The organism is Burkholderia diffusa (assembly GCF_902499115.1).
GTDB classification, from domain to species: Bacteria; Pseudomonadota; Gammaproteobacteria; order Burkholderiales; family Burkholderiaceae; genus Burkholderia; species Burkholderia diffusa.
Map to the genome: position 1 here is coordinate 140,832 of NZ_CABVPN010000005.1, position 18,356 is coordinate 159,187.

Genomic DNA, 18,356 nt, shown 5'->3' on the forward strand with positions numbered 1-18,356 from the left:
TTCAGGCAAGGGTCGGAACAAGTCGGGCGGCCTGCCGGTCGGGCCGCATCCGCACCCCGCAGAGCCCCGCCAGACGGGGCTTCCCAGCGCCCCGCATAACGATCGCGTAAAAAAATTCAAGCGTAAATGGATTGCGAATCCATGGCAGGTTGTTTCAGTGCGTAACATTAAGTCATTGTCATATTGAGATAAACCCTGAGGATGGTATGCTTCGTGCACAAAAATTCCCACATTGGAGTGAGACCGTAGTTTGTGCGCCATTGCCGTGAATGGCGGCACCGTGAAAGTGCGGTGTCGCACCGGCATGCACAACGACCGGATAACCATAATGTGCAACCGGGCCGCCCCGTGACGCGATGCGTGACGACGGCGCCGACAATCGCAGCCCCGGCCTGGCTGCGTGGAGAAATCGACTATGTTCTTCGATGAGCTTAACGATGAAGAGTGGTTTCGACTTTCAACGCTGATCGCCGATGAACCCATTCGGCTGAACCGTCGAGGCCGTCCGCGAGCCGAACCGCGCGTTGTCGCCAACGCGGTTCTCTGGATCCTGACGACCGGTGAAGCGTGGTCCAAACTGCCCGGGCGCTATCCGTCCGGGCCGACGTGCCGCCGCCGCTACGAGGAGTGGCTCGCGAACGGCACGCTGCTGCAGATGATCGACGTGCTCACCCAGTTCAGCGGGCGCACGTTCGCGTACGTGCCGCCGCCGCCGGTGCCGGTCGCGCCGGCATGCCGCGCGGAGCCCGTGCCCGACAACGACCGTCTGCGCGGCGTGTTCTGGCAGAACCCCGAGTCGTGGCAACTGCCGGTCGCTCAGGCAAACGTTTGGGATGGCGAGGGCGCGACGCTGACCGCGATGCCGAACGCCGCCGACGACGCGTCGCGCGGTGCATCGTTCGCGGTGCCGGGCGCGCAGCCCGCGGGGCTGCGTCACGGGCGTCCGTCCGCCGCGAGCTTCGCCGCGGCCGAGCCGCAAGTCGACGAATACCGTGGCTATACGATCTGCGGTAGCGCGCAACCGGTGCAGAACCTGATGTACCGCGCGTGGGCCGAGATCACGCAGGACGACCGGCGCGTCGAGCGCTCGGGCCTCATCGGCCCGCGCTTCACCGATGCGGAGGAAGCGGAGCAGTACGCGCTCGACTGGGCGCGTCAGTGGATCGATCGCCATGGGGCGAGCGACGAACCGGTGCGTGCGCCGCAAAGCGAGGTGCTGGCCGGCCTGTCCGAGCTGGCACGTGCCGAGTCGGACATCAAGCGCTTCATCGCCGAGCGTCGTGCGGGCGCGTTGTCCGAGAGCCGCAACGATCCCGTGCAGGCGGAACGCCGCGAATACGCGTATCGCGTAGGTTGATCGTCGTCCGAACGAAAACGCGCGGGTCGTCGTCCGTCACGACGCCCGCGCGTTTTTTTGTCTTCGGCATGTCGGTGATGCCGGGCGCACCGTCGATACGGCGCGCCCGGCAGGCGTGGCATCACTGGCGACCGTAGGTATCGTCGAAGCGGACGATGTCGTCCTCGCCGAGATACGCGCCCGACTGCACTTCGATCAGCTCGAGCGGCATCTTGCCCGGGTTCTCGAGACGGTGCGACACGCCGAGCGGGATGTACGTCGATTCGTTTTCCGACAGCAGGAAGGTTTCGTCGCCGCGCGTGATGCGCGCGGTGCCGCGCACGACGATCCAGTGTTCGGCGCGGTGATGGTGCATCTGCAGCGACAGTCGTGCGCCCGGCTTCACGACGATGCGTTTCACCTGGAAGCGCTCGCCCATGTCGACCGAGTCGTAATGACCCCACGGGCGATGGACCTTGCGATGATCGGTCGCTTCCGCGCCGCGTTCGGCCTTGATGCGCCCGACGATCTTCTTCACGTCCTGCACGCAGGATTTGTCGGCGACGAGCACGGCGTCCGGCGTTTCGACGACGACGAGATTGCGCGTGCCGACACACGCGATGAGCCGGTGTTCCGAATGCGCGAAAGTCGATTCGGCGTTTTCGAACAGCACGTGGCCGCGGCCGACGTTCTCGGCTTCGTCTTTCGGCAGGATCTGCCAGATCGCGTCCCACGAACCGACGTCCGACCAACCCGCGTCGAGCGGCACGACGACGCCTTCGCACAGCTGCGGCAGGTTCATGAGCCGCTCCATCACGGCGTAGTCGATCGAGTTCGACGGCGACGCGGCGAACGCGTCGCGGTCGACGCGGAAGAAGTCGCCGTCGTCCTTGCCGCCTGCGACGGCCTGCTCGCAGGCTGCGAGGATCTCCGGTTCGAGCTGGCGGATCGCGTTCAGCCACACCGACGCGCGCACGATGAAGATCCCGCTGTTCCACCAGTATTCGCCGGACGCGACGTACTGCTGCGCGAGTTCGAGATGCGGCTTCTCGACGAAGCGGTCGAGACGGCGCACGTCGAGGTTGCCGGTAGCGGCGTCGCCGAGCGGCGCGCCGACGCGGATGTAGCCGTAGCCCGTTTCGGCACGGCCCGGCACGATGCCCATCGTCGCGATCTTGCCCTGGGCGGCGCAGTGCACGCCGGCCGCGACGGCCGCGTGAAAGCGCGGCTGGTCGGCCACCGCGTGGTCGGCCGGCATCACGGTCATCACTGCATCGCCGCCGCCGGCGACGATCCGCAGCGCGGCGAGCGTCAGCGCGGGCGCGGTGTCGCGGCCGAGCGGCTCGAGCATGATCGATGCACGCTTGCCGGTCAGGCGCAGTTGCTCGGCAGTCGTGAAGCGGTGATCCTCGCCGCACACGATCAGCACGTCGTCGTTCAGCGGATGACCGGTCGCGAGGCCGTCGAGCCTCAGCGCGGTGGATTGCAGCAGCGAATGATCGCCGAGCAGGCCGATCAGCTGTTTCGGATAGTGTTCGCGCGACATCGGCCACAGACGCGTGCCCGAACCGCCTGCGAGGATCACCGGCTGCACCGCGACCCGCGTCGCGGCGTCGGTTGCGGCGGAAGAAGAAGGGCGCGTATCGGCTGCCACGGCCGGAGCATTCATGATGACACTCTCCTCGATTGAAGTCAGTGCCTGTTTGTAGCATGAAGTAAATCGACAATAAAACCGGGGCGATTTGCGCGATATTCGAAGCGCACGTGTCAGGAAAATTTTTCCTCGATGGCATGAGATGCAAATAAAAAAATAAAAAATAATTCGACGAATCGGGCTGGAGCCCCGTCCTGAAAAGGGTTCGTGGGAACCGTAAAGTTCTCGAAAAAATCCCGATTCACGATCGATTCGGGAAAACGTGCCGATTTAATTCGGAAATGTCGCGGCAAGAATTTCCGATTATTTTTCGAAATACTTGAGCGCTTGAGGAGCGATTTTCTTGTCGCTTCAATAGCGTCATGCAACGTTTGAATCGAAGGTGCGGCACGGGCTGCACGAGGAGCTGTTCGGCAAACGCCTGTTCAAAGAGGAAGCAGACATGTTGAGCGTGCTGGCGAGAGTCATCGATATTGCGATGGTCGTGTTGGGGGCGTTGATCGCCGCCGCGCTGCACGGCGGCAGCATCTGGCTCAACGACCTGCAGCGCACGACGGTGCTGTTCGACTGCCTGCTGGTCGTCGTGTTCTTTCCGGCCATCGGCATTTACCAGTCTTGGCGCGGCAAGCGTCTCGTCGGTCTGGTGGGGCGCGTCGCGTTCGCGTGGCTGGTGGTCGAACTCGCGGGCATCCTGATGAGCTTCAGCTTCCACCAGTCGGGCGACCTGTCGCGACTGTGGCTCGGTTACTGGGCGGTGGTGACGATGGCGCTGCTCGCCGGCTCCAAGGCTTGCGTGCACGTCGTGCTCCGGCAACTGCGCCGCGGCGGCTACAACCTGAAGGCAGTGGCGATCGTCGGCGGCACGCCGGCGGCGCGGCGGCTGATCGCACAGATGCGGGCGCGTCCGGAAGCGGGCTTCAACCCGGTGTGCGTGTACGACGAAAGCGAAGTACCGGGCGAAGTCGCGCTCGACGACGTGCGCATCGAGCGGCAGTTCGAATCGCTGGTGTGGCTGGTGCGCAGCCGCGCGATCAGCGAGCTGTGGCTCACGCTGCCGATCACGGAGGAGCGCCGGATTCATCAGATCGTGACGGTGTTCCGCCACGACTTCGTGAACATCCGTTTCATTCCGGACGTGCGCACGCTGTCGTTCTTCAACCAGGAAGTGGTCGAGGTGCTCGGCGTGCCGGCGATCAACCTCGCGGCGTCGCCGATCACCGACGTGCGGATCCTGCCGAAGTTCGTGTTCGACCGGCTGTTCGCACTGGCGGCGCTTACCGCGCTCGCGCCGGTGATGCTGCTGATCGCATGTCTGATCAAGCTCACGTCGCGCGGGCCGGTGTTCTTCCGCCAGAAGCGCAAGGGCATCGACGGCCACGAGTTCGAGATCTACAAGTTCCGCTCGATGAAGGTGCATCAGGAAGTCGCGGGGCAGGTCACGCAGGCCACCAAGAACGACACGCGTGTGACGCCGGTCGGCCGCTTCCTGCGCCGCACGAGCCTCGACGAACTGCCGCAGTTCATCAACGTGCTGAAGGGCGAGATGTCGGTCGTCGGTCCGCGTCCGCATGCGCTCGCGCACGACGACATCTACAAGGATCTGGTGAAGGGCTACATGTTCCGCTACCGGATCAAACCGGGCATCACCGGCTGGGCGCAGATCAACGGCTTTCGCGGCGAGACCGACCAGATCGAGAAGATGATGGGACGCGTGAAGCTCGATCTGTACTACATGCAGAACTGGTCGTTCTGGCTCGACATCAAGATCGTCGTGCTGACGCTCTGGAAAGGCTTCACCGGCAGCAACGCTTACTGACGCGGTTTCGTCCCGCGCAGACACTCCGGTTTCACGAATTTCGAATCATTGGTCACGAGGTCCGACACATCATGAATCTGACTATCATCGGCAGCGGTTACGTAGGTCTTGTCACCGGCGCCTGTCTCGCCGACATCGGGCACGACGTGTTCTGTCTCGACGTCGATCAGGCAAAGATCGACGTCCTGAACAACGGCGGCGTGCCGATCCACGAGCCGGGCCTCAAGGAAGTCATCGCGCGCAACCGCGCGGCCGGCCGCCTGCGCTTCTCGACCGACATCGAGGCCGCGGTCGCGCACGGCGACGTGCAGTTCATCGCGGTCGGCACGCCGCCCGACGAGGACGGCTCGGCCGACCTGCAGTACGTGCTCGCGGCGGCGCGCAACATCGGCCGCTACATGAAGGGCTTCAAGGTGATCGTCGACAAGTCGACGGTGCCGGTCGGCACGGCCGAGCGCGTGCGCGCGGCGGTGGCCGAGGAACTTTCGAAGCGCGGCGGCGACGCCCCGATGTTCTCCGTCGTGTCGAATCCGGAATTCCTCAAGGAAGGCGCGGCGGTCGACGATTTCACGCGGCCGGACCGCATCGTGATCGGCTGCGACGACGACGTGCCGGGCGAGCGCGCGCGCGAGCTGATGAAGAAGCTCTACGCGCCGTTCAACCGCAACCACGAACGCACGCTGTACATGGACGTGCGCTCGGCCGAATTCACGAAATACGCGGCGAACGCGATGCTCGCGACGCGCATCTCGTTCATGAACGAACTGGCGAACCTGGCCGACCGCTTCGGCGCGGACATCGAGGCCGTGCGCCGCGGGATCGGTTCCGATCCGCGCATCGGCTATCACTTCCTGTATGCGGGCTGCGGCTACGGCGGCTCGTGCTTCCCGAAGGACGTCGAGGCGCTGATCCGCACGGCCGACGAGCACGGCCAGTCGCTGCAGATCCTGAAGGCCGTGTCGTCGGTCAACGCGACGCAAAAGCGCGTGCTTGCCGACAAGATCGTCGCGCGCTTCGGCGAGGACCTGACGGGCCGCACGTTCGCCATCTGGGGGCTCGCGTTCAAGCCGAACACCGACGACATGCGCGAGGCACCGAGCCGCGAGCTGATCGCCGAGCTGCTGTCGCGCGGCGCGCGCATCGCGGCGTACGACCCGGTCGCGCAGCAGGAAGCGCGCCGCGTGCTCGCGCTCGATCTCGCGGATCACCCGAGCTGGCTCGAGCGGCTCACGTTCGTCGACGACGAGGCGCAGGCCGCGCGCGATGCCGACGCGCTCGTGATCGTCACCGAATGGAAGGCGTTCAAGAGCCCGGATTTCGTCGCGCTCGGCCGTCAATGGAAATCGCCGGTGATCTTCGACGGCCGCAACCTGTACGAGCCGGAGACGATGAGCGAGCAGGGCATCGAATACCACCCGATCGGCCGCCCCGGCTCGCGTCAGGCCGTCGCCGCCCGCGTGCCGGGCGCCGCGCGCGCGAACGCGTGACCCGCGCGTCGCCGTTACCCGTAACCCGAATCGAGACGCCATGTTCCGGAACATCCTGATCGTCTGTCATGCGAACGTCTGCCGCAGCCCGGCGGCGGAACTGCTGTTCAAGTCGCACGCGGCGTCGCGCGGCGGCCCGCGCGTGACGTTCCACTCCGCCGGCGTGCGTGCGAACGACGGCGACGGCATCGATCCGGTAATGCGGCAACTGCTCGCCGAGCGCGGCGTCGATGCGACGACACACCGGTCGCGGCGGCTGTCGCGCCGGATCGTGCGCGACGCCGACCTGATTCTCGTCAGCGAGCGCGAACAGATCAAGGCCGTCGAATCGGTCGATCCGTTCGCGCGCGGCAAGGTTCACCTGCTGGGCAAGTGGGAGGACGCCGAGATCGCGGATCCGCATGGCGGCCCCGAGGCCGACTATCGCGAGAGCTACTCATTGATCGAACGTCTGGTTCAAGGATGGCTGCAAAAACTATGCTGAAACGTCCCATGCGCCCGCTGGCGCTCGCCGTCGCGATGACGACCTTCCTGTCGGCCTGCGCGACTGCGCCCGGCAACTATCTCGACTCGTCGAACCTGAAGGACGAAGGCCGGCAAGGTCAGGCCGAAACCTATCCGGTTCATTACATCGACGCGAAGCTGGTGATGGATCAGCTGCAGAAGCAGCAGGTCGAACACCCGCTGCCGCCGGGCCGTTACACCGATCCGTCGCAGTACGTTTACCGCATCGGCCCGCAGGACATTCTCGGCGTCACCGTGTGGGACCACCCCGAGCTGACGACGCCGCAGGGCCAGTCGTTCTCGAGCGGCGGCAACACGACGCAGACGATCGCGGGCGCGCTGCAGCAGCCGTATTCGTCGTCGCTGCCGGGCCAGGCCGATCCGTACGGCCAGACCGTGGCCGCCGACGGCACGATCTTCTTCCCGTTCGTCGGCCGCATCCACGTGGCGGGCAAGACGATCGCGCAGACGCGCGACGAGCTGGCCACGCGCCTTGCGCGCTACGTGAAGAATCCGCAGCTCGATGTGCGCGTGCTGTCGTTCCGCAGCCAGAAGGTGCAGGTGACGGGCGAGGTGAAGACGCCCGGCCCGCTCGCGATGAGCGACGTGCCGCTGACGCTCGTCGACGCGATCTCGCGCTCGGGCGGCTCGACCGCCGAGGCCGACCTGCAGCGCGTGCGCCTGACGCGCGACGGCAAGCTCTACACGCTCGACGCGAACGGCGTGCTCGACCGCGGCGAAGTGAAGCAGAACGTGATGCTGCAGCAGGGCGACATCGTCAACGTGCCGGACCGCAGCGACAGCCGCGTGTTCATCATGGGCGAGGTCAAGACGCCGGTCACGGTGCCGATGCTCAAGGGCAGGCTGACCATCGCCGACGCGCTGACGGCCGGCGGCGGCATCCTCGACACCGATGCGAACCCGCGCAAGATCTACGTGATGCGCGGGATGCGTGACAACCCGACCAAGCCGGAAGTGTTCCGTCTCGACATGACGCAGCCGGATGCGCTGATGCTGTCGAGCCGCTTCCCGCTCCAGCCGCTCGATGTGGTCTACGTCAGCACGGCCAGCTCGGTGCAGTTCAACCGTGTGCTGCAGCAGGTGCTGCCGACGATCCAGACGATCTTCTACATGCGGCAAATCACGCGCTGATAGCCCGCCGGGGTGGCGTCTGCCCCCCGGCACCACTCAAGCGGGAACGAATGGTGAACACGCAAGCAAAACACGCCTACGCGGATCTGACCGCGAAAACCGAGGAAGAGGACGTCGTCCTCGGCCAGCTGCTCCAGGTGCTGATGGACGACATCTGGCTGCTGCTCGGCATCGCGGTGACCGTCATCGCGCTCGCCGGCCTCTACTGCTACATCGCGAAACCGGTGTATCAGGCCGACGTGCACGTGCGGGTCGAGAGCAACGACAACACGTCGCAGGCGCTCACGCAGACGCAGACGGGTGCGACGATCAACAGCGGCCCGCAGCAAGCGCAGACCGACGCGGAAATCGAGATCATCAAGAGCCGCGGCGTCGTCACGCCGGTCGTCGAGCAGTTCAAGCTGAACTTCTCGGTCGTGCCGAAGACGATTCCGCTGCTCGGCAGCCTGTCCGCGCGCGTCGCGACGCCCGGCGAGCCTTCGCGCGCCTGGTTCGGCCTGCGGTCGTACGCATGGGGCGGCGAAGTCGCCGACATCGACACGATCAGCGTCGTGCCCGCGCTCGAAGGCAAGAAGCTGACGCTGACGGCCGGTCCGAACGGCACCTACACGCTCGTCGACGCGAACGGCAGCCGCCTGCTGTCGGGCCGTGTCGGCGAATCGGAGCAGGGCGGCGGCGTGACGCTGCTGGTGCAGAAGCTGGTCGCGCGTCCGGGCACGCAATTCACGGTGGTCCGCTACAACGATCTCGACGCGATCACCGGCTTCCAGTCGGGCATCCAGGTGTCCGAGCAGGGCAAGCAGACGGGCGTCGTGCAGATTTCGCTCGAAGGCAAGGACCCGGACCAGACCGCCGCGATCGCGAACGCGCTCGCGCAGTCGTACCTGAACCAGCACGTGATCGCGAAGCAGGCCGAAGCGACCAAGATGCTCGACTTCCTGAAGGGCGAGGAGCCGCGCCTGAAGTCCGATCTCGAGCGGGCGGAAGCCGCGCTGACGCAGTATCAGCGCACGTCCGGTTCGATCAACGCGAGCGACGAGGCGAAGGTCTATCTCGAAGGCAGCGTGCAGTACGAGCAGCAGATCGCGGCCCAGCGCCTGCAGCTCGCATCGCTCGCGCAGCGCTTCACCGATTCGCACCCGATGGTGATCGCCGCGAAGCAGCAGCTCGCGGAACTGCAGGGCGAGAAGGACAAGTTCAGCAACCGCTTCCGCAGCCTGCCGGCGACCGAAGTGAAGGCCGTCCAGCTCCAGCGCGACGCGAAGGTCGCCGAGGACATCTACGTGCTGCTGCTGAACCGCGTGCAGGAGCTGTCGGTGCAGAAGGCCGGCACGGGCGGCAACATCCACCTCGTCGATTCCGCGCTGCGCCCGGGCGATCCGGTCAAGCCGAAGAAGGTGCTGATCCTGTCGGCCGCGGTATTCCTCGGGCTGATCCTCGGTACCGGCATCGTGTTCCTGCGCCGCAACCTGTTCCAGGGCATCGAGGATCCGGATCGCGTCGAGCGCACGTTCAACCTGCCGCTTTACGGACTGGTGCCGCAAAGCACCGAGCAGGTGAAGCTCGACGCCATGGCCGAGAAGGGCGGCGGCCGCGCGCGGCCGATCCTCGCGAGCCTGCGTCCGAAGGACCTGAGCGTCGAAAGCATGCGCAGCCTGCGCACCGCGATGCAGTTCGCGATGATGGATGCGAAGAACCGCGTGATCGTGCTGACCGGGCCGACGCCGGGCATCGGCAAGAGCTTCCTGACGGTCAACCTCGCGGTGCTGCTCGCGCATTCGGGCAAGCGCGTGCTGTTGATCGACGCCGACATGCGTCGCGGCATGCTCGACCGCTACTTCGGCCTCACCGCGCAGCCGGGCCTGTCCGAACTGCTGAGCGATCAGTCGCCGCTCGAGGAGGCGATCCGCGAGACGCCGGTGCAGGGCCTGTCGTTCATCTCGGCCGGCACGCGCCCGCCGAACCCGTCGGAGCTGCTGATGTCGACGCGCCTGCCGCAATACCTCGAAGGGCTCGGCAAGCGCTACGACGTCGTGCTGATCGACTCGCCGCCGGTGCTGGCGGTGACCGACGCGACCATCATCGGCCGCATGGCCGGCGCGACCTTCCTGGTGCTGCGCTCGGGCATGCATACCGAAGGCGAGATCGCCGACGCGATCAAGCGCTTGCGTACCGCGGGCGTCGATCTGGAAGGCGGGATCTTCAACGGCGTGCCGCCGAAGGCGCGCGGCTACGGCCGCGGCTATGCGGCCGTCCACGAATACCTGAGCGCCTGACGGCATTGCACGAAACCGGGCCTGCGTGCGCAGCGCCGGCCCGGCCGACTGGAGAACCCTCGATGAAAATTTCCGTGCTCGTTCCGACCTACAGGCGTCCCGCCGACCTCGCGCGCTGCCTGCTGGCGCTGCAGCGCCAGCAGCGGCTGCCCGACGAGGTGATCGTCGTCGCGCGCCCGGAGGACGATGCCACGCACGAGCGCCTCGCCGATCCATCGGTCGGCGGCATGCTGCCGCTGCGGATCGTGGCGGTGGATGTGCCGGGGCAGGTCGCCGCGCTGAACAAGGGGCTCGACTCGGCGAGCGGCGACATCGTCGCGATCACCGACGACGACGCGGCGCCGCGCGCCGACTGGCTCGCACGCGTCGAAGCCGTGTTCCTGGCCGACCCGCGCGTCGGTGCGGTCGGCGGCCGCGACTGGGTGCACGAGAAGGGCCGCGTGCTCGACGAGTCGCGCGAGCTCGTCGGCCAGCTCACGCTGTCCGGCAAGATCGTCGGCAACCATCATCTGGGCGTCGGCGGCGCGCGCGAAGTCGACATGCTCAAGGGCGCGAACATGAGCTACCGCCGCGCCGCGATCGAACGTCTGCGCTTCGACACGCGGCTGCGCGGCGCCGGCGCGCAGGTGCACAACGACATGGGTTTCAGCATGCAGGTGCAGCGTGACGGCTGGAAGCTCGTCTACGACCCGGCGATCGCGGTCGATCATTTTCCGGCCGAGCGCTTCGACGACGACCGGCGCGATGCGGCATCGCTGAATGCGATCAGCAACGGCGCGTACAACCTGCACCTGATCCTGCGCGAGCATCTGCCGCCGGTGCGGCGCGAAATCGCTTGGTGGTGGTGGACGCTGATCGGCACGCGCGTCTATCCGGGCTTCGCGCACGTGCTGCTGTCGCTGCATACCGCGCGGCGCGACCGTGTGCGCGAGCACTGGCGCGCGGTGCGCCGCGGCGCACGCGATGCGCGCCGCGCCGACCTTGCCCCCCATCGTGCGGCGATGCCGCCGGTGACGTCTTGAACGGGCTGCGCGCACGACGCGCGGCCATCCCCGGAGGGCTTGCATGAATTCCACGAAGGTTCACGTCCACCTGTTCTACGGCGCCGATCCGCGTACTTACCGGAAAGGCGAGAACATCGGCTGCCTGTACGGCTATCACCACGCGGAATCCGACGAATTCCGGCTGACCTATTCGCAGGACCGGCGCGAGAACCGCGTCGCGAGCCTCGTGCGCCGTGCGCTGAAGGCGGCGCTTGGCTTCGACGTCGTGCATGCGTGGCGCAATCGCGCGGCGTTGTTGGGCACCGACGTGATCTGGACGCACACCGAGCAGGAGCATCTCGCCGCCGCGCTGATCCTGAAGCTCGCCGGCGCACAAGGCAAGCGCCCGCTGCTGCTCGCGCAGAGCGTGTGGCTGTTCGACAAGTGGAACACGTTCGGCGGCCCGCGCCGCTGGCTGTACCGCAAGCTGCTCGCGCGCGCCGACGCGCTGACGACGCTCGCCCGCGACAACGCCGAGCTGTGCCGCCGCTTTCTCGGGCGCGAGGCCGAGTTCGTCTACTACGGGCTGAACACGCAGGACTTCCCGCTCACCGAGCCGCAGCAGTGGCAACCGAACCGGCCGCTGCGGATCGCCGCGATCGGCAACGACCGCGATCGCGACTGGCGCACGTTCCTCGCCGCGTTCGGCGGCGACGAGCGCTACGACGTGCGGCTCGCGACGCGGCGCCGCGTGCCGCGCGAGTGGCATGCACCGAACGTGAAGATCGGCTCGGCGTCGGGCCTCGCGAAGCAGCACGAACTGTACGCGTGGGCCGACGTGATCGTCGTGCCGCTGCGGCCGAACTTCCACGCGTCTGGCATCACGGTGATGCTCGAGGCGGCGGCGGTCGGCAAGCCGATGATCGTGTCCGACGTCGGCGGGCTCAGCGACTACTTCCCGCACGATACGGCCGCCTACGTGCCGGCGTTCGACGCAGCGGCGATGCGCCAGGCCGCCGATCGCTTCGTGGCCGATCCGGCCGCCGCGCTCGAATGCGCGCGTGCCGCGGCCGCGTGCCTGCGCGAGCGCGACTTGACCACGCAGGCGTTCGCCGAACAGCACGTGCGGATCACGCGCGACATGCTGCGCCGGCGTCGCACGCCGGCGGCGGCCGGTCTCGCGATGCCGCTCGCGGATTCGCGCCCGTCGTCGCGGTGAGAACGGATCGATGAGTACGATTGCCGCCGAACGCGCACCGTCGCGCAGCCGCAGCCGGTTGCCCGAACCGAAGCACTGGGTCGGGCAGGCGGGGCTATGGACGTTTACCGCCGCGCTGATCGCCATTCACCAGGGCAAGGTGCTGACGCTCGCGTTTCCGGTGCTGGCCATCGCGGTCGGCATCTGGCTGTATTTCAAGAGCCCGGCGCGCTACGTCGGCTTCATGTGGTGGGTGTGGTTCCTGAGCCCCGAAGTTCGACGTCTCGCCGACTGGTCGAAGGGCGCGTTCACGCCGACGAGCCTGATCCAGGTCGCGCCGCTCGCGGTGACGATGATCGCCGGGTTCGGGCTGCTCAGGCATTACCGCGTGCTTGCGCAGCGGCGCGGGATTCCCGTGCTGCTGATGCTGTTCGGGCTGACGTATGCATATCTGGTCGGGATCGTGTCGAGCGGCGTGATGGCCGCGACCTACGACCTCGCGAACTGGGTGTACCCGGTGCTGATCGGCTTTCACATCATGGTCAACTCGCGCGACTATCCCGAGTACCGCGACGTGCTGCTGTCCACGTTCATGTGGGGCATGCTCGTGATGGGCGTGTACGGCGTCGTGCAGTACTTCGTGATGCCGCAGTGGGACGTGCTGTGGATGATCGGGTCGGACATGGGTTCGCAGGGCGAGCCGGTGCCGTACGGTGTCCGCGTCTTCAGCACGATGAACTCGTCGGGGCCGTTCGCGTTCGCGATCATGGGCGCGCTGGTGTTCGTGTTCGCCGCGCCGCAGAAGGTCCGCTGGTTCGCGGGCGCCGCCGGCTTCGTGTCGTTCGCGCTGTGTCTCGTGCGCTCGACCTGGGGCGGCTGGGTGATCGCGCTCGCGATCCAGCTCGTGCAGTCGAGCAACCGCGTGCGGATGCGGATCCTGATCAGCGGTGTCGTGCTGGTCGGGCTATGCGTGCCGCTGCTGACCGTCGGGCCGGTGGCCGACCGCCTCGGCGCGCGCCTGCAATCGATCACGAACCTGAAGGACGACCGCAGCTACGACGACCGCAACAAGTTCTACGCGACCTTCGCGCAAACGGCGTTCACCGACGTCGCCGGCGAGGGGATGGGCGCGACCGGCGCGTCCACCAAGCTGTCGAGCGACAGCGGCGAGCTCGGCAAGTACGGCAGCTTCGACAGCGGCGTGATGAACGTGCCGTTCGTGCTCGGCTGGCCCGGCACGCTGCTGTACCTGTCAGGCGTCGTGATGCTGCTCGCCCGCACCCTGCGCGCGGCGTTCAAGCTGCGCAAGGACAAGTTCGTCGGCGCATGCCTGAGCCTGTGCCTGTCGGTGTTCGCGATGCTCGTGTTCACGAACTCGCTGATCGGCACGGGCGGCCTGCTGCTGTTCACGGCCATTTTTTCAATACTATCCGCGGCGCACTGGCAGAAGGCACAGCGCCTGCTGGCCGCCGCGCGTTCACGGGGAGGCGACCATTGAGAATCGCGATCGTCACGCACGTCGTGCGACATAACGACGGGCAGGGCCGCGTCAATTACGAAATCGCGCGCGCGGCGCTGGCCGAGAACTACGAGGTCACGCTGGTCGCGTCGCATGTCGCGCCCGAGCTGCTTGCCGACCCGCGCGTGCGCTGGGTGCCGGTGAAGGTCGGCGGCTTCTGGCCGTCGAATCTCGTCAAGCAGCAGGTGTTCGCGCTGAAGAGCGCGTGGTGGCTGCGCGCGCATCGCAGCGAGTACGACGTGCTGCACGTGAACGGCTTCATTTCGTGGATCAAGGCCGACGTGAATACCGCGCACTTCGTGCACGGCGGCTGGTTCAAGAGCCCGTATTACCCGTTCGGGCTGACGAAGGGGCTGTGGTCGGCCTACCAGTACGTCTACACGCGCGTGAATACGGCGCTCGAGCGCTGGGCGTACCGGCGTTCGCGCGCGATCACGGCCGTGTCGCAGAAGGTGGCCGACGAGATCGCCGGGCTCGGCATCGACAGCGGCAAGATCAGCGTGATCTACAACGGCGTCGACGGCAGCGCGTTCGCCGGCGCGCAGGCCGATCGCGCGGCGTTCAAGCTGCCGGACGATGCGTTCCTGCTGCTGTTCGTCGGCGACCTGCGCACGCCGCGCAAGAACCTCGGCACCGTGCTGAAGGCGCTGACGAAGCTGCCGGCGAACGTCCATCTCGCGGTGGCGGGCTATCTGCCCGGCAGCCCGTATCCGGACGAGGCGCGCGCGCTCGGCATCGATTCGCGCGTGCATTTCCTCGGTCTCGTGAAGAACATGCCGACGCTGATGCGCTCGGTCGACGCCTACGTGTTTCCGTCGCGCTACGAAGCGATGAGCCTGTCGCTGCTGGAAGCCATGGCGGCCGGGCTGCCGGTCGTCACCGCGCGCACCGCCGGCGGCGCCGAAATCATTACGCGCGACTGCGGGGTCGTGCTGGAGGACCCCGACGATCCGGCCGCGCTCGCGCAGGCGATCGGCTCGCTCGCGGCGTCGCGCGACACCTGTCGCGCGATGGGCGACGCGGCCCGCGAACTGATGACCCGTTTCGGCTGGGCCCACATGGGCGCCCAGTATGTCGCGCTCTACCGGCGCATCGGCCAACCCTCGCAGCCGTCCGCCTTCGAGCGGGTCGAGCATGCGGTTACGCAGGAGCAGTCGTAATGTCCCAATCTTCCCGGCCGATCAAATCGTTGCAGATCGGCATGCACTGGTTCCCCGAACGCGCGGGCGGCCTCGACCGGATGTACTACTCGCTCGTCGGCGCGCTGCCCGGTGCGGGCGTCGAGGTGCGCGGGCTCGTTGCCGGCTCGCCGAAGGTCGCCGACGACACGGGCGGTGCGATCCAGGGCTTCGGACCCGCGTCGCAGCCGCTTGCGCGCCGCATGCTCGCCGCGCGCCGCGCGTTGCGCGACGAGATCCGCAGCGAGCGTCCGGACGTGATTTCGTCGCACTTCGCGCTGTACACGTTCCCGGGCCTCGACGTGACGCGCGGGATTCCGCAGGTGTCGCATTTCCAGGGGCCGTGGGCCGACGAAAGCCAGGTCGAGGGCGCCGCGTCGCTCGGGCAGCGCGCGAAGCGCTATCTCGAACAGGCCGTCTATACGCGCTCGTCGCGCCTGATCGTGCTGTCGCAGGCATTCGGCCAGATCCTGACGAACCGCTACGGCATCGATCCGTCGCGCGTGCGCGTGATTCCCGGCTGCGTCGATACCGCGCAGTTCGATACGCCGCTCACGCCGGCCGAGGCGCGGCACAAGCTGCAACTGCCGCAGGACCGGCCGATCGTGCTGGCCGTGCGCCGGCTCGTGCGGCGCATGGGGCTGGAAGACCTGATCGACGCGATCGGTCTCGTCAAGCACCGTCACCCGGACGTGCTGCTGCTGATCGCCGGCAAGGGCAAGATCGGTGAGGAACTGCAGCAGCGCATCGACGACGCGGGGCTGCAGGACAACGTGAAGCTGCTCGGGTTCGTGCCCGACCATCATCTCGCGGCGCTGTACCGCGCGGCGACGGTCAGCGTCGTGCCGACGGTCGCGCTCGAAGGCTTCGGGCTGATCACGGTCGAATCGCTGGCGTCCGGCACGCCGGTGCTGGTGACGCCGGTCGGCGGGCTGCCGGAGGCGGTGGCCGGGTTGTCCGACGATCTCGTGCTGCCGTCGACGGGCGCGGATGCGATCGCGGAAGGGCTCGGCGGCGCGCTGTCGGGCGCGATCACGCTGCCGGACGAGGCCGCGTGCAAGCGCTACGCGCGCGACCATTTCGACAACGCGGTGATCGCGCGACGCGTCGCCGGCGTGTACGAAGAGGCGATCCAGGCGGCGGGGTAAGCGAATGCGGCACGCCGCCGCGACGGTCGGGCCGGCGCACGCGCACGCGTCCGGTCCGCATGCCGGCCGCTCGATCCGGGCGAGCCGGTTTTTTTTCGTTCCGTGCGAGGCAGGCCGCGGTTCGCGCTCGGTGTTCGACACTTCGACACGCGTCATGCACGCCGGAGCGTCACGGCCCATACGGCGAATGCACCCACGCTGACCGCCGCCCCGAGCCCGCAGACGCCGACCCATCCGGCGTGCGCATACATCATCGTCGACGCAATCGCGCCGAGCCCGCTGCCGACTGAATAGAACAGCATGTAGCACCCGACAAGGCGTGCATGCGCATCGGGCCGCGCGCCGAGGATCATGCTCTGGTTCACGACGTGGACGGCCTGCCCACCGACGTCGAGCAGCACGATGCCGACGACCAGCAGCGCGATCGACGTACCGGCGAACGCGAGCGGCAGCCACGAGAGCGCGAGCAGTGCGAGCGCGGTGCCGGTCGCGGCTTCACCGAGGCCGCGATCCGCGAGCCGGCCGGCGCGCGCGGCGGCTGCCGCACCCAGCGCGCCGACCAGACCGAATGCGCCGATCTGCGTATGCGACATCGCATGCGGCGGCGCGCTCAGCGGCAGCACGAGCGCGCTCCAGAAGATGCTGAACGCCGCGAACAGCAGCAGTGCGATCGCCCCGCGCACACGCAGCACGCGCTCGTCGCGCAGCAGCGTGACCATCGAACCGAGCAGCGCCGCGTAGCCGATGCGCGCGCGCGGCGCGTCCGCATCGGGCAACAGCCGCGCCAGCGCGACCAGCATCGCGATCGCGAGCGCGCCCGACACCAGATAAACCGCACGCCAGCCGGCGACATCCGTGACGACACCCGCGAGCGCACGCGCGGCAAGCAGGCCGATCACGACGCCGCCCTGCGCCGCGCCGACCACGCGGCCGCGCTCGCCGGCGCCTGCAAGCGCGGCCGAGCAGGCGATCAGCCCTTGCGTCATCGCGGTGCCGAGCAGCCCGACCGCGACCATGCCCGCCAGCAATGCGATGCGCGTCGGCGAGGCGGCCACGCCGATGCATGCCGCCGTCAGCAGCAAAAGTTGAACGGTGATCAGGCGTTTGCGGTTCAGCAGGTCGCCGAGCGGCACGACGAACAGCAGCGCGAGCGCGCAGCCGAGTTGCGTCGCGGTGATGACGCCGCCGACCGCTGCCTGCGATACGCCGAAGTCATGTGCGATCGAGTCGAGCAGCGGCTGTGCGTAGTACACGTTCGCGACGCTCGCCGCGCAGCAGACGGCGAGCAGCACGACGCGCGCCGTCGACACCCGCGAGACGGCGATCGGACGAGCGGTGCGCGACGTCGCGTTCGACGCGACCGTTCCTGAACTGGGTGATTCCATGGGGTGTCTCACGCTCACTCAAGTGGTTGCAATTTGAAACTAGTGTGAGTGTAGGAAAAGTGGTTTTAAAATGCAACCTGTGTGACGGCGGGCGATGGGCCCGCGCACGGGCGGCCGGCGGCCCGCGAAGGCGCCGGCGCGACAGCGGAGAGCAATATGGCCAGGCAGAAAAGTCTCGCGGATTCGCCGTGCCCGGTGGCGCGTGCGACCGATATCGTCGGCGATCGCTGGGCATTGCTGATTGTGCGCGATGCGTTCGACGGCGTGCGCCGGTTCGGCGATTTCCGCGCGAGCCTCGGCGTCGCGAGCAACATCCTGTCGGACCGGCTCAGGATGCTGGTGGACGCTGGCGTATTCGAAGTCGTGCCCGCGTCGGACGGCAGCGCATATCAGGAGTACGCGTTGACGAAGAAGGGCGAGGGACTGTTTCCGGTGATCGTGATGTTGCGGCAGTGGGGCGAGGCAAACCTGTTCGAGCGCGGCGAGCCGCATTCGGTGCTGGTCGAGCGCAAGACGGGCCGGGCGATCCGCAAGCTCGCGCTTCGGCACGACGACGGCCGGCCGCTGAAGGCGGCGGAGACGGTCGTGCGGAAGGTGGGCGACGAGGGGGGCGGGACGCGGGCGTGAGTGTTCGTTCGCCACGGCACGCAAGAACCAATCGTTTCCGCTTCGCGGCGTCGACGCACCGGTCACGCGCCCGATGACGGCCGACCGCACCGT

Annotated in this window: 14 protein-coding genes; 12 read left to right on the forward strand and 2 right to left on the reverse strand. The window is 67.4% G+C overall.

What is annotated here, in order from left to right; all coding sequences use genetic code 11:
• The first annotated feature begins 415 nt into the window (after positions 1-415).
• Complete coding sequence (locus BTE28158_RS06965; RefSeq protein WP_151048595.1) at positions 416-1,357, forward strand: DUF6566 family protein; 942 nt, start codon at positions 416-418, stop codon at positions 1,355-1,357.
• Between the two features lie 121 nt (positions 1,358-1,478).
• Here the strand turns inward: BTE28158_RS06965 and BTE28158_RS06970 are convergent, their stop codons facing one another.
• Positions 1,479-3,005: a mannose-1-phosphate guanylyltransferase/mannose-6-phosphate isomerase gene (locus BTE28158_RS06970; protein ID WP_151048594.1), complete on the reverse strand. Its 1,527-nt coding sequence runs from the start codon at positions 3,003-3,005 to the stop codon at positions 1,479-1,481.
• A 427-nt stretch (positions 3,006-3,432) separates the two neighbouring features.
• On the opposite strand from BTE28158_RS06970, the gene BTE28158_RS06975 reads away from it, so the two are divergent.
• The 10 genes from BTE28158_RS06975 to BTE28158_RS07020 all read left to right on the forward strand — a co-directional run bounded on the left by BTE28158_RS06975 (position 3,433) and on the right by BTE28158_RS07020 (position 16,251).
• The gene (locus BTE28158_RS06975; protein WP_124621107.1) at positions 3,433-4,806 is read left to right on the forward strand and encodes an undecaprenyl-phosphate glucose phosphotransferase; all 1,374 of its coding nucleotides are present in this window, start codon (positions 3,433-3,435) and stop codon (positions 4,804-4,806) included.
• A gap of 71 nt (positions 4,807-4,877) precedes the next feature.
• Entirely contained in the window at positions 4,878-6,293 is a 1,416-nt protein-coding gene (locus tag BTE28158_RS06980) for a UDP-glucose dehydrogenase family protein (protein WP_059531601.1), read from the forward strand.
• A 40-nt stretch (positions 6,294-6,333) separates the two neighbouring features.
• Positions 6,334-6,777 (forward strand): low molecular weight protein-tyrosine-phosphatase, encoded by a 444-nt coding sequence (locus BTE28158_RS06985; RefSeq protein ID WP_059531598.1) that lies wholly within the window; start codon positions 6,334-6,336, stop codon positions 6,775-6,777.
• Complete coding sequence (locus BTE28158_RS06990) at positions 6,771-7,949, forward strand: polysaccharide biosynthesis/export family protein (protein ID WP_124621109.1); 1,179 nt, start codon at positions 6,771-6,773, stop codon at positions 7,947-7,949. Before BTE28158_RS06985 ends, BTE28158_RS06990 begins: the two co-directional genes overlap by 7 nt.
• A 50-nt stretch (positions 7,950-7,999) precedes the next feature.
• Entirely contained in the window at positions 8,000-10,225 is a 2,226-nt protein-coding gene (locus tag BTE28158_RS06995) for a polysaccharide biosynthesis tyrosine autokinase (protein ID WP_151048593.1), read from the forward strand.
• 62 nt (positions 10,226-10,287) lie between these two features.
• Entirely contained in the window at positions 10,288-11,247 is a 960-nt protein-coding gene (locus BTE28158_RS07000) for a glycosyltransferase family 2 protein (protein WP_151048592.1), read from the forward strand.
• Positions 11,248-11,290: 43 nt separating this feature from the next.
• The gene (locus BTE28158_RS07005) at positions 11,291-12,427 is read left to right on the forward strand and encodes a glycosyltransferase family 4 protein (RefSeq protein ID WP_059601642.1); all 1,137 of its coding nucleotides are present in this window, start codon (positions 11,291-11,293) and stop codon (positions 12,425-12,427) included.
• Positions 12,428-12,437: 10 nt separating this feature from the next.
• Positions 12,438-13,904: an O-antigen ligase family protein gene (locus BTE28158_RS07010; RefSeq protein ID WP_059531583.1), complete on the forward strand. Its 1,467-nt coding sequence runs from the start codon at positions 12,438-12,440 to the stop codon at positions 13,902-13,904.
• Positions 13,901-15,085 carry a glycosyltransferase family 4 protein gene (locus BTE28158_RS07015; RefSeq protein ID WP_151048591.1) on the forward strand — a complete coding sequence of 395 codons (1,185 nt, stop codon included), beginning with the start codon at positions 13,901-13,903 and terminating at the stop codon, positions 15,083-15,085. Before BTE28158_RS07010 ends, BTE28158_RS07015 begins: the two co-directional genes overlap by 4 nt.
• On the forward strand, positions 15,085-16,251 hold the full coding sequence (locus BTE28158_RS07020; protein ID WP_124621117.1) for a glycosyltransferase family 4 protein: 1,167 nt from the start codon (positions 15,085-15,087) through the stop codon (positions 16,249-16,251). Before BTE28158_RS07015 ends, BTE28158_RS07020 begins: the two co-directional genes overlap by 1 nt.
• Positions 16,252-16,403: 152 nt before the next feature.
• Here BTE28158_RS07020 and BTE28158_RS07025 read toward each other — a convergent pair whose 3' ends face one another.
• A complete protein-coding gene (locus BTE28158_RS07025; protein WP_151048590.1) occupies positions 16,404-17,636 on the reverse strand; it encodes an MFS transporter in 1,233 nt (410 codons plus the stop codon).
• 156 nt (positions 17,637-17,792) lie between these two features.
• Between BTE28158_RS07025 and BTE28158_RS07030 the strand changes: the two genes are divergently transcribed.
• Positions 17,793-18,263, forward strand: coding sequence for a winged helix-turn-helix transcriptional regulator (locus BTE28158_RS07030; protein ID WP_059532386.1), 471 nt, complete (start codon positions 17,793-17,795; stop codon positions 18,261-18,263).
• The last annotated feature ends 93 nt before the right edge of the window (positions 18,264-18,356 follow it).

What these genes read in the sequence shown, in the direction of transcription:
- BTE28158_RS07010 (WP_059531583.1), top strand. Translation starts at nt 12,438, where the DNA reads ATGAGTACGATTGCCGCCGAACGCGCACCGTCGCGCAGCCGCAGCCGG.
- BTE28158_RS06965 (WP_151048595.1), top strand. Translation starts at nt 416, where the DNA reads ATGTTCTTCGATGAGCTTAACGATGAAGAGTGGTTTCGACTTTCAACG.
- BTE28158_RS07025 (WP_151048590.1), bottom strand. Translation starts at nt 17,636, where the DNA reads ATGGAATCACCCAGTTCAGGAACGGTCGCGTCGAACGCGACGTCGCGC.
- BTE28158_RS06990 (WP_124621109.1), top strand. Translation starts at nt 6,771, where the DNA reads ATGCTGAAACGTCCCATGCGCCCGCTGGCGCTCGCCGTCGCGATGACG.
- BTE28158_RS07030 (WP_059532386.1), top strand. Translation starts at nt 17,793, where the DNA reads ATGGCCAGGCAGAAAAGTCTCGCGGATTCGCCGTGCCCGGTGGCGCGT.
- BTE28158_RS07005 (WP_059601642.1), top strand. Translation starts at nt 11,291, where the DNA reads ATGAATTCCACGAAGGTTCACGTCCACCTGTTCTACGGCGCCGATCCG.
- BTE28158_RS06980 (WP_059531601.1), top strand. Translation starts at nt 4,878, where the DNA reads ATGAATCTGACTATCATCGGCAGCGGTTACGTAGGTCTTGTCACCGGC.
- BTE28158_RS07020 (WP_124621117.1), top strand. Translation starts at nt 15,085, where the DNA reads ATGTCCCAATCTTCCCGGCCGATCAAATCGTTGCAGATCGGCATGCAC.
- BTE28158_RS07000 (WP_151048592.1), top strand. Translation starts at nt 10,288, where the DNA reads ATGAAAATTTCCGTGCTCGTTCCGACCTACAGGCGTCCCGCCGACCTC.
- BTE28158_RS06985 (WP_059531598.1), top strand. Translation starts at nt 6,334, where the DNA reads ATGTTCCGGAACATCCTGATCGTCTGTCATGCGAACGTCTGCCGCAGC.
- BTE28158_RS06975 (WP_124621107.1), top strand. Translation starts at nt 3,433, where the DNA reads ATGTTGAGCGTGCTGGCGAGAGTCATCGATATTGCGATGGTCGTGTTG.
- BTE28158_RS06970 (WP_151048594.1), bottom strand. Translation starts at nt 3,005, where the DNA reads ATGAATGCTCCGGCCGTGGCAGCCGATACGCGCCCTTCTTCTTCCGCC.
- BTE28158_RS06995 (WP_151048593.1), top strand. Translation starts at nt 8,000, where the DNA reads ATGGTGAACACGCAAGCAAAACACGCCTACGCGGATCTGACCGCGAAA.